Source organism: Candidatus Epulonipiscium viviparus (assembly GCF_000171335.1).
Lineage (GTDB): Bacteria > Bacillota > Clostridia > Lachnospirales > Cellulosilyticaceae > Epulonipiscioides > Epulonipiscioides viviparus.
Window position 1 is genome coordinate 1 of sequence record NZ_ABEQ01000079.3, and the last position, 15,484, is coordinate 15,484.

At 38.4% G+C, this 15,484-nt stretch carries 16 protein-coding genes; 15 read left to right on the plus strand and 1 reads right to left on the minus strand.

Annotated features, from left to right (window positions below; translation table 11 throughout):
- The 8 genes from EPU_RS10215 to EPU_RS12315 all read left to right on the plus strand — a co-directional run.
- A partial coding sequence (locus EPU_RS10215) for a tRNA (adenosine(37)-N6)-threonylcarbamoyltransferase complex ATPase subunit type 1 TsaE (protein WP_010169079.1) occupies positions 1 to 194 on the plus strand: 194 nt, incomplete at its 5' end.
- 1 nt (position 195) lies between these two features.
- A complete protein-coding gene (tsaB, locus tag EPU_RS10220; RefSeq protein WP_010169080.1) occupies positions 196 to 879 on the plus strand; it encodes a tRNA (adenosine(37)-N6)-threonylcarbamoyltransferase complex dimerization subunit type 1 TsaB in 684 nt (227 codons plus the stop codon).
- Positions 869 to 1,303 carry a ribosomal protein S18-alanine N-acetyltransferase gene (rimI, locus tag EPU_RS10225; protein ID WP_010169081.1) on the plus strand — a complete coding sequence of 145 codons (435 nt, stop codon included), beginning with the start codon at positions 869 to 871 and terminating at the stop codon, positions 1,301 to 1,303. The genes tsaB and rimI overlap by 11 nt, the downstream gene beginning before the upstream one ends.
- Positions 1,304 to 1,315: 12 nt before the next feature.
- The gene (locus tag EPU_RS12310) at positions 1,316 to 2,074 is read left to right on the plus strand and encodes an SDR family NAD(P)-dependent oxidoreductase (protein WP_010169082.1); all 759 of its coding nucleotides are present in this window, start codon (positions 1,316 to 1,318) and stop codon (positions 2,072 to 2,074) included.
- 123 nt (positions 2,075 to 2,197) lie between these two features.
- Complete coding sequence (locus EPU_RS10235; protein ID WP_029488363.1) at positions 2,198 to 3,976, plus strand: hypothetical protein; 1,779 nt, start codon at positions 2,198 to 2,200, stop codon at positions 3,974 to 3,976.
- A 24-nt stretch (positions 3,977 to 4,000) separates the two neighbouring features.
- A complete protein-coding gene (locus EPU_RS10240) occupies positions 4,001 to 5,500 on the plus strand; it encodes a hypothetical protein (RefSeq protein ID WP_029488364.1) in 1,500 nt (499 codons plus the stop codon).
- Positions 5,501 to 5,513: 13 nt separating this feature from the next.
- On the plus strand, positions 5,514 to 6,344 hold the full coding sequence (locus EPU_RS10245) for an alpha/beta hydrolase (RefSeq protein WP_029488365.1): 831 nt from the start codon (positions 5,514 to 5,516) through the stop codon (positions 6,342 to 6,344).
- Between the two features lie 16 nt (positions 6,345 to 6,360).
- A complete protein-coding gene (locus EPU_RS12315; protein ID WP_010169086.1) occupies positions 6,361 to 6,900 on the plus strand; it encodes a GNAT family N-acetyltransferase in 540 nt (179 codons plus the stop codon).
- Between the two features lie 22 nt (positions 6,901 to 6,922).
- Here EPU_RS12315 and EPU_RS10255 read toward each other — a convergent pair whose 3' ends face one another.
- The gene (locus tag EPU_RS10255; RefSeq protein WP_010169087.1) at positions 6,923 to 7,558 is read right to left on the minus strand and encodes a GNAT family N-acetyltransferase; all 636 of its coding nucleotides are present in this window, start codon (positions 7,556 to 7,558) and stop codon (positions 6,923 to 6,925) included.
- Positions 7,559 to 7,694: 136 nt separating this feature from the next.
- Between EPU_RS10255 and EPU_RS10260 the strand changes: the two genes are divergently transcribed.
- From EPU_RS10260 to EPU_RS12325, 7 genes are all read left to right on the plus strand, one after another.
- The gene (locus EPU_RS10260; RefSeq protein WP_156778438.1) at positions 7,695 to 7,859 is read left to right on the plus strand and encodes a hypothetical protein; all 165 of its coding nucleotides are present in this window, start codon (positions 7,695 to 7,697) and stop codon (positions 7,857 to 7,859) included.
- A gap of 105 nt (positions 7,860 to 7,964) precedes the next feature.
- Positions 7,965 to 9,395 (plus strand): adenylosuccinate lyase, encoded by a 1,431-nt coding sequence (purB, locus tag EPU_RS10265; protein ID WP_029488366.1) that lies wholly within the window; start codon positions 7,965 to 7,967, stop codon positions 9,393 to 9,395.
- Positions 9,396 to 9,715: 320 nt separating this feature from the next.
- On the plus strand, positions 9,716 to 10,474 hold the full coding sequence (locus EPU_RS10270) for a TatD family hydrolase (RefSeq protein ID WP_029488367.1): 759 nt from the start codon (positions 9,716 to 9,718) through the stop codon (positions 10,472 to 10,474).
- A 229-nt stretch (positions 10,475 to 10,703) separates the two neighbouring features.
- On the plus strand, positions 10,704 to 11,423 hold the full coding sequence (locus tag EPU_RS12895; protein WP_010169096.1) for a G5 and 3D domain-containing protein: 720 nt from the start codon (positions 10,704 to 10,706) through the stop codon (positions 11,421 to 11,423).
- Between the two features lie 141 nt (positions 11,424 to 11,564).
- Positions 11,565 to 12,413 carry a sugar phosphate isomerase/epimerase family protein gene (locus EPU_RS10280; protein WP_029488368.1) on the plus strand — a complete coding sequence of 283 codons (849 nt, stop codon included), beginning with the start codon at positions 11,565 to 11,567 and terminating at the stop codon, positions 12,411 to 12,413.
- 18 nt (positions 12,414 to 12,431) lie between these two features.
- Positions 12,432 to 13,703 (plus strand): family 43 glycosylhydrolase, encoded by a 1,272-nt coding sequence (locus EPU_RS10285; protein ID WP_029488369.1) that lies wholly within the window; start codon positions 12,432 to 12,434, stop codon positions 13,701 to 13,703.
- A 101-nt stretch (positions 13,704 to 13,804) separates the two neighbouring features.
- Positions 13,805 to 15,316, plus strand: coding sequence for an apiosidase-like domain-containing protein (locus tag EPU_RS12325; protein WP_052296512.1), 1,512 nt, complete (start codon positions 13,805 to 13,807; stop codon positions 15,314 to 15,316).
- The last annotated feature ends 168 nt before the right edge of the window (positions 15,317 to 15,484 follow it).

The following is a 15,484-nucleotide window of genomic DNA, read 5'->3' on the forward strand; positions in this document are numbered from 1 at the left end:
TTGATATGTACAGAATCGAAGATATCGATGAACTATATAATATAGGTTTTGAAGAATACTTTTATGGCGACGGCGTATGTCTCGTTGAGTGGGCCAATAAAGTTGCCGATGAAATTCCTCCTACCGCAAAGTGGATCTACATCGATAAAGACTTACAACGCGGCGAAAATTTTAGAACAATAGAGGTAAAGTAAAATGTTAATTTTAGCAATTGATTCATCCAGCCAGTCTGGAAGCGTCGCATTTATTCGTGACGGCAAAATTTTGGGAGAATTTTTTATAAATGATAAGCTAACTCATTCTGTAACACTTATGCCTATGCTCGAATCTCTCACTTCAATTTTAAATATTCAACTTGCAGACATATGCGCTATCGCTATTGCCGCTGGTCCGGGATCCTTCACTGGTCTTCGGATCGGTGCCGCATCCGCAAAAGCTATGTGCCTCGCACTCAACATTCCTATCATTGCAGTAAACACGCTCGATATATTAGCTGCTGCTGCACCTGCTGGCAACCAAATCATATGCCCCATCTTAGATGCTCGCAAAAATCAAGTATACACAGCAACTTATACTACACCAACCACCAGAACTAGCGAGTATTTGGCCATTGAATTAGATGATATGCTTGCCAAGTTTACTGTAGAAAACAGCCAAGTCTACTTTGTGGGMGACGGWCTAAACGTTTATCGCCATAAAATCACCGAAGCCTTAGGCGATGCCGCGACGTTTGCGCCCAGCTTTATAGAATATACTCGCGCTTCTGCATTGGCAATGATAGCCGAAACGAAATATAAAAATGGTGAAACCACCAACGCAAATACATTTGCCCCAATATATATTAGAAAGCCTCAAGCGGAACTCGAACATGACAATTAGAAAAGCATTAAATATAGACGCAACAGAAATCTCCGCAATAGAGGCACAAACATTTAGCCTACCATGGAGTCATCTGGAAATTTTAACTGATCTTAACAATCCAATTGCAACATACTTCGTTGCCACCGATGCCGGTACTATTGTCGGCTACGCAGGATATTGGCTAGTAGTGGGCGAAGCAAACATCACCAACGTAGCCGTTGCGACGACGCATCGCAATCTTGGCATTGCAACAAATTTATTAACCACTCTGATTGCTTCATTAAAAARTTCTGCCGCTGTCTCTGCTTTTTTAGAAGTTCGCGCATCCAATGCCACCGCAAAGCATCTATATGCCAAGTTTGGATTTGTACCGATCTCTGTTCGCAAAAACTATTATAAGTGTCCTCCCGAGGATGCCATCATCATGAAATTAGAATTTTAAGGAGAATCCATTATGCAAGAATACGCACTTATCACAGGAGCAAGCAGCGGCATCGGTGCTGCAATGGCAATCAAGCTTGCAAAAGAAGGCTACAACATCATTGCGCTAGGTCGAAACACCAAAAAGCTRGACGACCTGGCCTATCTGATTGTAAATACATTTGAGCTTGATGTTCTCACATATAAAGTTGATCTAACCTCTGAAGAAGAAGTAGATCGACTACTTCATAAGCTTGCTCCGCTCCACAAAAATATCACATTCTTTATGAATAACGCAGGCGTTGGATACTTCGGTTCATTTTCTGTTGCATCAAAAATGGCCGATGAAAATATTATAAACGTAAACATCACCGCTTCCACCATTTTCTTAAAGAAAGTACTTCCACTACTTCATCAGAACGCACATATACTGATGGTCGCATCTACCGCAGCGTTTGCGCCCGGCCCATATATGGCGACCTACTACGCATCAAAAGCATATATTCTCAGCTTGGGCTTGGCATTGAGAGCCGAGGGGCTTCGAGTTAGCGTTCTTGCACCTGGACCAACCAAAACCAATTTTCAATCGCGTGCTAATCTGAAAAAAAGCACCATTGCAAATCTCACCGCAATGCATCCCGCTCGCGTCGCATCAGCCGCATACAACGGAACCCTTCAAGATAAGGCTCTCATTATTCCCGGTCTAATAAACAAAATTTGTACCATCATTCTCGCAGTAATCCCTTATCATCTAAAGGGCCAAGCCACTAAATTGACTCAAAATACCAAGTAATACAAAATACTCCTAAAAGTCACACTGCTGTAATAATTTTCTTGCTAATTTTACCGAAATATAAATTATAGGCAATTTTACATTTTTGATCTGACAACGACAAAAATCAATCGGGGGGTAAAGATGAAAAGAGCACTGACTGCTGCTTTAGCTGCATTAACGTTTTTTACCGCAGTACCAAATATATACGCTATAAACTTTTATTATACAGAAGACGAATACAACGAAGCATTGGTCGGTACAATTTACGAAGACCGCGGTCTCGTGATCGAAAATTATCCAATGCTCGGATATCTCACTTATAAAAATAAAGACGGAGCAATAGTGACCGCTCCATACTATACTTCAGACCTTGCAGTAGAAAAACAAAATATCGAAGAAATCGAAGACCGAGTTGGTTATATAGATGAACTTTTTCCATCGTTTGAATATGACGGAAGAGACACGACAATAGAAAATATCAAACCCGGCGACAATATTTATTTGCGCACTGATTCGCAAGGATACATTCAATATATCAGCGCTTATGTTGACTACACAATGAGATATGGTCAAATCAACAATATACGCTTTCTCAATCAAGGAAACGCCGAAATCACTTTTACAGATGAAGAAGGGCAATTTTTTAGATACATTACTCCTATTTCCACATTTGCAACCAAGTTAGGTCGTCCAATCTCTTTATCGAGCATACGTCCTGGCGAGTGGGCTAAATTTCTGCTGTCTCGCAAGCATCTCGGCCATGGCATTATAGAAGAAGATGTTATAGAGATCGTTGTTGATCCAGATAGCAGAATAGTAAATGACATATATAAAGGCAATGTTCTTCAGCTTGGTGGATTTGACAACACCCTCAAACTTGCAGATGCTCGATTATTAGAGCAAACTGGCTTTGGGCAATACATCGATATCGCAACATTTAATACAGATCCTCGTAATTTTAATGCCTATATAGAAGGAACTCGCACATCCTTCGACTATGTAAGCAAATATATTAGTGGCTCAGATATGACTGCGTATGTTGCGATAGAAAACTTCTTGGGCCGAGAYAGCGTTGCCAAGATGTCTCTGAGCGATGGGTTTACCAAAAGCCTCGATCCTCATATGGTAGTAGATGTATCTGCAACAGAAATTCGGTTACTTGGGGGCGACGTGGTTATTCCCAATGCAGATTCGATCATTATAAAAGGAGAGCGCTTGGTATCGCCAGCAAATATCTTGGTGGGAGATACAATTCAGGCCGTAATTGATTCAGACGACAACTTGCTTGTTGCCAAAACCGTTGAAAATATCGGGCAAGGGCCACTTACCATATATCGCGGAACTATTAAAAAAATTGATGATCACGACTTATTTGTAGTTGAAACATTTTCGTTGCTAAAAAATGATGAATGGCATTATCATCCGCAGCCTCGAACTTTTGCGCTCGACAATGACACCAGATTTTATGTAGACGAGGAGGGCTTTAACGCAGATGGACTCAACGAGTTTTTAGACTATGGCCCAACAACAGAAATGAGCGAAATATTTACCATCGTTGCAGACGGCGACAGAGCCATTGCCGTTTCTAAAATTCCATATACCAGAGAAGTGGCAAAAGGCGAGATATTCGATGCTGATGACGATGGCAACGTCTCACTAAAAGATGTCTTCTATTATAATGTGGACGAAAATCTTTGGAGACAATTAGATCAAACAAATTTGGGGGTTCAATTTACAATGTTGCCAGGAAGCTTAATTATTAAAAACGGCGAATTGGTAGATTCTTCCAAACTCAAAAAAGGGGATAAAGTATCTGTGATGCTTACCGACGAATTGCTCAATCTTATAGATGACGCAAACGGTGGCGGCGATGATGATGAGGCACCACAGGTAGATGGATACATTATGCTAGTTAAATAGCGATTATTGAATAGGGGGAGCAAAATGAAAAAATTTTTAGGTGTAGTCCTCTGTTTAGGGATTATGACGACTAACACATTTGCACTTGAAGGTGAACTTGGCTACTTTGGCGGGGCTACACCAGGAACCAAAATTCCAACCGGAATCGCTCTTGCTCAAGATAAATTTAATTTCGACGACCAATACACTCTTCCTTATAAAGAGGTTATATATTTAACGGGTGAACCCATTGTTGTTACCGGAACACTAGATATTAGACCTGGCGAAGTTGATCTCGACTCCACATCGGGAGATTACAAAGAGACGTATATCATCAAAGCTGTCAGTGCAGATAAGCAAACCGAAATTAGCAGGACTCTAACTTTAGATACTATTTATGTAAAAAATGATCTAACGAACCAAATCACAAAATCCTCAGAAGTATCAAACTGGACTGAGGTGGTAGTTGCAGATGGAACTGCGTACAATTTGGATGCCGATCAATCCACATTTTCAAAAAGCATTATAGAAGACTATACACCAGGTGTTAAATATTATAGCGGCGATGTGTTTTATAATGCAGTCTATACGTCGGGCGGAGACGGCGACAATGCTACCACATTAACGGTTGATAGCAGAGTATATGGCTATGACCAGGCCTTTGCAAAAAGCGAAACTCAAAAACGCAACATCACTGTGGATACCGGAGATAACCAATATTATATAGAAGAAACTCCCATGACAACTATGAGCAAAGAGCTTGCATACTCTGGCAACGAACCTATTGCAATTAGCTTTGCCGGCAATTTCAAAGAGCTCATTAAGGGAGAGGGTGCCATAACATACAATATGCTCGTTGCTGGTGATGAAGTTCATCCTCGAGATCGCAGTGGGGCTATTTATGTGGCAGATACCAAGCCATCGCTTGAACAACTGACGATGCCATTYTTAGAAAATATGATCGGGCACCCTGCAAAGTCGGATGTCGAGAAGATGTATGCTATGGGTATTTTCGATATGCACCCTCTTGGATTTTCAGAGCAGCAAGTTGTAACGCGTGGTGAATATGTAAAGATGCTCGTTAAGGCGTTGCGGATCCCACTGCCTAATCTAGATGATAGACGCAACAAAAATAATGCTGCAAAAGAAAATCCGTTTAAAGATTTAGAYACTGCTCATGATTTATATGTATATGCCAAAGCCGCATTCGACGCAGGATTAGTTATTGGCGGTGACATTAATGCCGATGACCCACTCACTCGAGAGCAGATGATAGTCTTCAACGTTCGCGCAATTGGCCTTTTGAGATTGGGGCTTGGCGTTGTAAATCCGCAAACTCCTTTTATTGATGATAACCAAATATCAGACTATGCAAAAACCAGTATCTACGCTGCGACAAAAATCGGAATTATTCCTTCCACTAACGGATATATTTTTCCTCAAAAATTTGTAACCTACCAAGACTGCGCCGCATTTCTAAATGACTTTATCGATTACTTGAGATATGATCTACAAAAGGATTATAACCAATATATTATGATGTAAAGGAATTTAAATTATGATAATAAAACAAATCAATCTAAACGTTGCCTATGATAAATTGAAATTAGATGCCCCCGAAGAAGCCGTATCATTCACGGGATATATCCTCCAAAATACTGCCGAATATTGTGCCGACCGGACGCGTCCTGCAGTAATTATATGTCCCGGCGGAGGTTATAGATTTACATCAGATAGAGAGGCAACTCCGATTGCTTTAGGTTTTATTGCAAAGGGAATCACTTGCTTTGTGCTTAGATACTCRGTCGCTCCAAACCGYTTTCCTACATCACTACTTGAGCTCGCATCTGCGGTAAAAATGGTTCGAGACAATGCCCAAGAGTGGAATATTGCTCCAAACCAGATTGTAGTATGCGGATTTTCTGCTGGCGGACATTTRGCAGCAAGTCTCGGTGTGTTTTGGAACAGCCATATCTTAGCAGATGTCGCCACTTCTGCAGAAGAATTTAAGCCCAATGCACTAATCTTATGTTACCCAGTAATTACTGCCGGAGATAAGGCACACAACGGCTCCATACAAAACTTGMTCGGCGAAGAGCACCTAGAAGAGCAACGAGATCTCGTATCGCTCGAAAAGCATGTTACTGCCGATTTGCCACCAACTTTTTTATGGCACACATATAAGGATCAAGCTGTTCCAGTAGAAAACGCTCTACTCTTTGCYAATGAGGCAACAGCACATAGAATTCCACTTGAGCTTCACATATATCCCAAYGGRGGYCATGGGCTAAGCCTTGCTACCGATTTAGTTAACAAATCTGTCGAAAACATTCCAACTGTTGCTAGTTGGTTATGCTTTGCRGTAACATTCATTAAGAATTTAAAATAAATTTGGAGTATACACAATGATAAAATTGCAGAGAATTGTTAAGCAAGATAATAATTACGATCAAGGATACTCGTTATATTTGGAGAATTTTCCACCTGAGCAGAGCCGCGCGCCTGCTACACAAAAATTTGTACTAAACGATGAAAAGTATCATTATGATATTATTTTAGTTGATGATGTATTTTCTGGAATTATAATGTATTGGGAATATGACGAGTATATTTATATAGAGCATTTTGCAATTTGCAAAGATAAAAGAGGTGCAGGACTTGGAACTCAAACTCTTGCACTGATCCAAAACAAAGGCAAACTTGTTATATTAGAAATCGATCCACCCATAGACGCATATGCAAAGTCTCGGCAAAAGTTTTACGAAAGATCCGGCTTTGTATTAACAAAATTTGAACATAATCCACCTGCGTATCGTTTTGGCTTGCCTAATCAAAATCTTGTCATTATGGCTAGTGGACCGCTAACTGATACCCTGTATCAGACATATTATCAACAAGTGTGCATCAACATTGTTAATCCATTGATAAGTACTCAGGAGCTGTAATTTGGCTCCTTTTTTTATGCGTCTATTCTTCTAATTCTTGACATGCTATCTCATATTCTTGCTGACTAGGCAACACTCGCTTTTCTTTATATGGCAACGCAGCCTCCACTCTATCTACATCTGCTAGATCCACTTCGAACACCTCCGAAAATACTGCATATCCACTCACTCCCGCCATTGCAGCTTCTGCCAACGGCAATATTTGTAAGCCTGCATAGAACTTTCCATCCTCCGCTGTAACATTATACTTCTTCCCTCCAGCAAATCCGTATGGCTTATAGTGATACGGATATCCCAGTAGCGTCACTGCCGCAAACCCCATTTCTTTCGCTTCGGCAATAGCATGTGTGATCATCGCTCTACCTATTCCTTGTCTATGCAGATTGGGAGCAACAAAAACTGGCCCGAACGTCACCGTTGAAATCTCCGCGCCATCTGTTTGTACAATTTTCGAGCGCGTTGCGTAGACCGCCCCTACAACCTCGCCATCCACTTCTGCCACAAACGTCAACTCTGGTATATAATCCCTATGCGTCCTCATTTGCTTTAATAGCACATGCTCTTCTGCTCCCGGCTTATATAAATTCCAAAAGGCATCGCGAGCTACCGCTTCGGCTTTTTCATAATCTGTTGTTGCTTCATTTCTAATTATCATCATACTTTCCCTCCTTGACAATATTCTAATCTTTAAGCCAAAATATTATTCACATTTTTTAATTATATCTGCAGGGGCTGGAATTATTGTTGAAGCGCTCGACCCATTTGGCAAAATGTTTGGAGATGCAGACTTTGCTTTGTATGGAATATTTTTAGGCAATATACAAGAATTTTTGGGATCTTGGGGCATAACTTTGGTGCTATTTTTTGCAGTAGCAGCTATTATTGGATTTTCTTATATAAAAAGAGATGCTTCTGCAGTAGATTCTGTTGCGGATTCTGCATCTGAAACTACTCATTAACCTTTTGTTATCCTTCCTTTTTCTGGGGAGGATTTTTGTACTACTTGTTCTATTGCGTAAAAGTTGCTAGAATAGACTAAACTATTTTATAAAGGAGTTTGACCTATGAAAGATTCATATAAAAGCCCTCTAGAAGGACGCTATGCCTCTAAGGAGATGTTGAAATTATTTTCGGAAAATAAGAAATTTACAACTTGGCGCAAGCTATGGGTTATCCTCGCAGAAGCCGAGCAAGAACTGGGACTCAATATTACAGATGAGCAAATAGCCGATTTAAAACTTCACGAATACGCTATCAACTATGACATTGCAGATATGTATGAGCGAAAAGTACGTCACGATGTTATGGCTCACGTCCACGCATATGCAGAGCAAGCACCTACCGCTGCCCCGATCATTCATTTGGGTGCCACCAGCTGCTATGTTGGAGATAACACCGACCTTCTCATCATGTATGAAGGCCTGGAAATTATACGCACCAAGCTTCTTAATGTTATTGCCAAGTTGGCCGCATTTGCAGATAAATATAAAAAACTTCCCACTCTTGGATTTACACATTTTCAGGCAGCGCAACTTACCACAGTCGGCAAGAGAGCCACTCTTTGGATCAAYGAACTGCTTATGGATTTGGAAGAAATTGACGATGTTCTAGCGCATAAGGCCTTGCGAGGTGCAAAGGGAACAACAGGCACTCAAGCAACATTTGTTAACCTCTTTGATGGCGACATTGAAAAAGTTAGGCAGCTCGACCATTTGGTTGCAGCCAAACTGGGTTACGACAATGTCATTCCCGTTACAGGGCAAACTTATTCCAGAAAAATCGATACACGAATTTTAAATGCACTTTCTGCAGTCGCACAATCGGCATATAAATTTAGCAACGACCTGCGATTGCTATCTCACCTCAAAGAAATCGAAGAGCCCTTCGAAAAAACTCAGATCGGTTCCTCCGCAATGGCATACAAGCGCAATCCCATGAGAAGCGAACGCATTTCTTCTTTAAGCAGATTCGTTATTTCACTGCCTATAAACGGAGCCATCACAGCATCMACGCAATGGTTTGARCGAACTCTCGACGACAGTGCTAATAAGCGACTTGTAGTTTCGGAAGCATTCTTGGCCACAGATGCTATTCTCGAGACATATTTAAATATCTCCAGTGATCTAGTTGTAAACGAAAAGATTATAGCAAAACATATAGCAGAAGAGCTGCCGTTTATGGCAACAGAAATAATTTTGATGGAGGGAGTTAAGCGAGGGGGCAATAGGCAAGTTTTACACGAAAAGATTAGAATATTATCTATGGATGCCGCGGCCAATGTAAAGCAACATGGAGGGGCAAATGATTTGATCGAAAGAATTGTGGCAGATGGAACATTCCAAATTTCTGCAGAAGAGTTGTTAGGGCTGCTAGCTCCTGAAAATTTTATCGGCATGGCAGACAAACAAGTTGAATTATATTTATCCGACATCATAAGGCCTATTCTTGAGCATAATCAACATAAATTAGGATTGGTTGGCGAAGTTCGTGTATAATTYAATGCCTTTATTATGGTAAATAATGCATTATTTGGTAATAGTTGTTATAAAAATTTTACAAATAAAAAGAGTAAAAGCAATAATTTTTGTACTTGTCAAATTTATCAAGTTAAGGTATAATTTTATTTATGGTTAGGAAAATAAAGGAAGCGTAAAGTTTTCTAATTATCTTATCCATAACTATCAAAATGGTAACACTTCCCCCTGAAGATTTCGAAGGTTACCAAATATTTATAGTTATTCCCATACTATACCCTTTTGGAGGCAAGGTCAACCTTGTCTTTTTTTTGTGTATAAAAATTAAAGGAGAGACATTGATGAAAATATTTGATTCACACGCACACTATGATGACCCTAAATTTGAAGCCGACCAATTTAGATTGCTAGATACTTTAGCCGCAAACGATTATATGATTGTAAATATAGGAGCTGACATTTCTACCAGCAGACGATGCATTGAGCTTGCAGACAAATACGATAATATATATGCCACCGTTGGCGTTCATCCTCATGATATTAACAATATGACCGATGATGATCTTGATATTTTGCGACAACTTGCCCAGCACCCCAAAGTCGTTGCAATTGGAGAAATTGGCCTAGACTATCACTACGAGAATACAATTCGTCAAAAGCAGAAACAATACTTTATAAAACAAATTCATCTTGCACAAGAACTTRATTTACCTATTGTAATTCACTCTAGAGACGCAGATCTTGATACCTTTAATATTATTAAGCAAGAGAATATAAAAAACGCAGTCGTTCACTGCTTTAGTGGCAGCCTCGAACTTGCTCAAGAATATATAAAAATGGGACTATATATCGGAATAGGAGGCACATTAACCTTTAAGAATGCCAAGAAAACTGTAAAAGTCGTCGAAGGCATTCCTATAGAAAACATTTTAATTGAAACCGATGCGCCATACCTTTCTCCAGAACCGTATCGCGGCAAACGCAATGATTCTCAGCACCTTGTTCAGGTTATCGACAAAATATCTGAGCTTAAGAATGTTGATGCTCATACTGTCGCTTCCATCACTTATGGAAATGCACTAAAATTTTACCGAATATAATTTAATAAAAATTCTATTATTGATGATATATATCTTTGTCCTATATAAAATTTGTAAAATCCTTAATAGTTTTTTGAATTTTTTATCTGTTTACTTGTCCTTTTTGCTAATAAAYGCCATATTTATTTAATTACTTTGTAACATTATTAAATATTTATGACATATTTATCAGGTGAAGCGTCTATACTATACTATGTATAACATTTGAAAATAGGGAGGTAAACCTAAAATGAAAAGGTTCATCAAATTTGCAGCTACTACGTTTTCTGTATTTGCAATATCAACGGGAGCTGTCTCAACTTTTACACCAGAGGTCCTAGCACAAACTACATCTAACGAAATCGAAACTTCTGTCGTAAAATTGATTCAAGAAATTATTCCATACGAAACGCAAATTATAGAAGACAACACTCTTACCAAAGGCACTACTGTTATATCGCAACAAGGCTCAACTGGCATTAAGGAACTTACCGTTGAACAAACTTTGGTTGGTGATCAGATTACATCTGAAGTAGTTACAAATGAAAAAATTGTTGCAGCACCTGTTGTTCATATTATTAAACAGGGAACAAAAGCTGCCAACACCATTGTATGCGAGTTTTCTGGTGTTGAGTATGAGTTTACTGATAAATATACGATGCACGCCACCGCATACACTGACGTAGAAAATGCACCTTGGAATGGTATTACTGCTACTGGTCTTCCAACTTTTATCGGGATGGTAGCCGTGGATAGAAACGTTATCCCTCTGGGAACAATTCTATATGTTGATGGATATGGAGTTGCGGTCGCTGGAGATGTTGGCGGAGCCATTGATGATTGGGATATAGACTTGTTTATGCACTCCTATAGTGACGCTATGGAATTTGGACGCAAAAATTTAACTGTATATAAATTAGCAAATCAAGACATAGATGTGCAAACCCTCAGAGCACATGAAAATTATTAATTAAATTTATTTTTCTCACCTTCTAAGCCATCTTTTGCTTAGGGGGTGTTTTTTTTGATGACAAATTTAAAATCATACTGTATAATTTATTTAAGTCGATTTTTTTTTATTGACGATAACATTATAAAGTGAGGTARAAATATGCAAAAGATMGCAATTCAAAGCATGCTGTTTAGAAATGAAATTATCGAACAAGGAATTTTCGAAGTTTTTAGCAAATTTCCAACAATTGGTAGCAAATATGTAGAACTTTCTATGGTAGCGCTTACCAAAGAAAACATTGCTGGTTTAAAAAAGGCTCGCGAAGAATTTGGCATCGAATTGATCGCTCTTAGYGGTGCTATGCAATCTAAAGAAAAGTCAAAATTTAACCCTTCGCTTATTGATGAATACGATATAATCGTTGAAACTGCCAAAGAATTTGGTGTTGAGCACATTCGTCTTGGCTCTTTTCCAGGAAATATTGGAGGAACCAGAGCTCAGATCGAAGATGACTGCAAGCGTACTAATGAATATGTAGAAAAGCTCAAAGAACATGGACTTAAGCTTCATTTACACAATCATCACCGCGAGTTTATGAAACTGGATGGTAAATATGTAATTGATATTGTTAAAGATCTTTGCCCAGATGCTGGATTTGAAATCGATGTCTTTTGGGTTCAACGCGGYGGAGAAACTCCTCAAGAGTATATCAAAAATTTTGCCAACAGATTAGACCTTCTGCACCTTAAAGACTATAAAATTGCGCACCCTCGTCTTGACAAAGTCGATGAAGAGTTTAAGGCCAAAAATCCTGACTTATTTAATGATGTCGTYCGATTTGCCGAAATTGGTGAAGGCAATCTTCATATCAAAGAGATTATAGAAGTATCTAAAACATTGGGCACCAAATATCTTATTATTGAACAAGATCAAACTTACGGTGCTGATAAGTATGATTGCTATAAAAAGTCTATTGACAATCTCGCTAAAATGGGATATACCAACTAAGAAAGGATTGCTTTTTATATGGACAGATTATTTATTGAAAGCTTTTTTCCAGAAGAAGGCTTAGCAGATCCTCACGCTCTTGTAGAAGGCGATGATATCTATGTTATATGCGGGCACGACAAAAGTCCAGATACTATGGACACTTGGATTATGGACAAGTGGATAATTCTCAAATCTAGCAACTTGATGGACTGGRATAAAGTGGGAGAAATTTTACCCACAAGCACTTATATAGGTGACAAACCCAACTGCTGGGCAGGAAATTTAAAGAAGAAGAACAACAAATACTATTGGTTCTTTTCGGATCGATCTGATAGCACAGGTGTTGCAGTTGCCGATAAACCCGAAGGCCCATACAAAGATGCATTGGGTCATCCATTAATTGATTCCACAATTGTGTCTGGCACAAGACCTTATGATCCCGTTGTTTATACAGAAGGTAATGACTGGTATATCATTGTAGGCTCTGGTAAATACTACATTATGAACTTAGCAGATGATTTRCTCAGCATTACTAGTGAACCTCGATTTTTAGAAATGCTTAACGAAAAAGGTGAGCACGTTCGAATGGGAGATAAACCTAGCTTATTTCAACGAAATGGATTGTACTACCTAATTTCTGGAGGTCAGTATGGTATTTCTGAAAACTTATATGGTCCATACAAATATTTAGGATTTTTTGCACCTAATTCTCATGAGCATAACGACTTTTTTATATACCATGATAAATATTATATGACTTGCGAGTATCCAGAAACATCTTATTTTTATCGAGGTGTTGGCATAGTCGAAATCAACTTTAACGACGACGGAACTATTCAAGATCCCAGAATCCACAAAATGTCTGAGCGCACATGGAAATTTGATCGTTCTACCCGTGGCTACCATCCTATTTCTGGAACCAGCTTGGGTTGGGATGGCAAAAATTCTATAGCCGGAAAAATTACAGCAACCGATGCGACAATAGAGAGTGTCATCTGGCCTGCTGGTATTAGATTTGGCGAAAAGCCTGCGATCGAAATTATATTAAAAAATTTGACTGATGCTACGCAGATGGAACTTTTAGTAGCTAGCGTTGACAATTCTGTTCCRGCTCCTCTAAAAAATCCCGATATTAACTGGGACGAAGCTACGTCTGTTATACTCGATATAACACCAAATGATGATAACTTCAAATCTTATATCGCAAAATTAGACCTGGCCACACATCGTCTTAAACGCATTCGAATTAGRCCMGCYAAAAATACTGACTCTGGGCAGTTTTTTATYCAAGAAATAAATGTACTATAATCAATYATTGCACCTCTCRCCATTTTTATCGGGGGGGGGGGTGCATTTTTGTTACAAAAAAAATTAARTTATTAATCTTTTAATAACAATTGGAGGTATTTATGCAGTGTGAAGTAATAGATATTAATTTAACCGCTACATTCAATTTTAATCCTTTTACTGATTTARTATTAGAAGCTAATATAGAAAAAGATGGTGTTTTTTCACATAAAGCCTATGGAGTTTATAATGGAAACGATAATTTTTTGCTTAGATTTAGCTTCTCAGAAATAGGCAAATATCATTATACAATCATTTCTAATTTAACTGAATTAGATGGCAAAACCGGAGAAATAATAGTTAATCCATGTCAAAAAAAATCTGGACCTCTTGTAATAAATCCCGMAAATCCATCTAAACTATATTATGCTAACGGCACTCCGTATCAACTTTATGCTTTTGAATGCGATTGGTTATTTGCTATAGATTATAAATCAGAAACCAATAAGTTAGAACGCTTGATAAATTATTTTAGCGACAACCATGTAAATCAAATAATTATGAATGTTTATGCTAATGATCTCAAATTTAATAATGAGTCTTGGATTTTAGATAAAAATTTGCGTTTAGAGCACAATCTTGGCAATGACGATGATATATTTCCCTTTAAGGGTAGCAACTCAAACCCAGATTTCAGTGAACTAAATGTTGATTTTTTTAAACATCTTGACAAAATTATTAAATTATTAGATCGAAAAAACATCATTGCTCATCTAATGATTTATGTATGGAACAAAAAAGTAAACTGGCCTGATGCGTGCAGCATTGCCGACAACATGTATTTTGATTATGTAGTTAAACGATATTCTCCGTTTACCAACATTTTATGGGATATAAGCAAAGAAGCATTGGCTTACGGAAGATGCGATGCTCATTATATCATCAATAGAATTTTGCGACTTCGAAAGCTAGATACCTACAAACGATTACTAACCGTACATGAATACAACTTTTGTAAGAAGTACCAAGATCTTGTCGACATTATTTCTATTCAAAGTTGGGATCTTGATATATACAAAGAAACCAGACGCCTTACATCGCTTCATAGCAATAAGCCGGTGCTCAATTTAGAACATGGCGGATACGAAGAGGGTCCGTATCAAGTATTTACAGGCCATTATACCAATGCTAAAACTTGTTTAAAAAGAAACTATCACATCATGTTTGCAGGTGCATACTCTGCATATTATTGGCAACCTCTGTCTTGGTGCATTACTCTTATGCCTTGGGAAGCCACACCAGARCCACACTTCGATTATTACAAACATATGATAGATTTTTTCACAACGTATGATTACAGCCAGCTATATCCTGTAGATAAATTTGGCCRATTTTCGGGTGGCGGCTACCTGTTAGCTAATACAGAAAACACTCTTGTTGTTGGATACATTCCTAAAGAAAACTATGGCATCGGCATTGGATATGTTGATCACTTTAAAGGAATAGGCACATATCGCTTCTTTAATACTATTACAGGAGAATATACTAGCAAGACTCCGTTGAGTGGCAAAGCCCGAAAAATTATTAGCCCTTTTGAAGAAGATACCATCGTTATTATTGATATGCGAGCATAATATTTTCCTAATACTTACAAAACATGTTAAAACTTTTTATTGCGGACATATTGACTAATTTTTGCACCAAAGGTATAATTATAGCAATAATCGGTATATTTGTAATAATTCAGGGGGAAAAACGATGAGATTAAAGAATATAGCTAGCTTATTATTATCAGCATCATG

What these genes read in the sequence shown, in the direction of transcription:
- EPU_RS12315 (WP_010169086.1), top strand. Translation starts at nt 6,361, where the DNA reads ATGATAAAATTGCAGAGAATTGTTAAGCAAGATAATAATTACGATCAA.
- EPU_RS12895 (WP_010169096.1), top strand. Translation starts at nt 10,704, where the DNA reads ATGAAAAGGTTCATCAAATTTGCAGCTACTACGTTTTCTGTATTTGCA.
- EPU_RS10255 (WP_010169087.1), bottom strand. Translation starts at nt 7,558, where the DNA reads ATGATGATAATTAGAAATGAAGCAACAACAGATTATGAAAAAGCCGAA.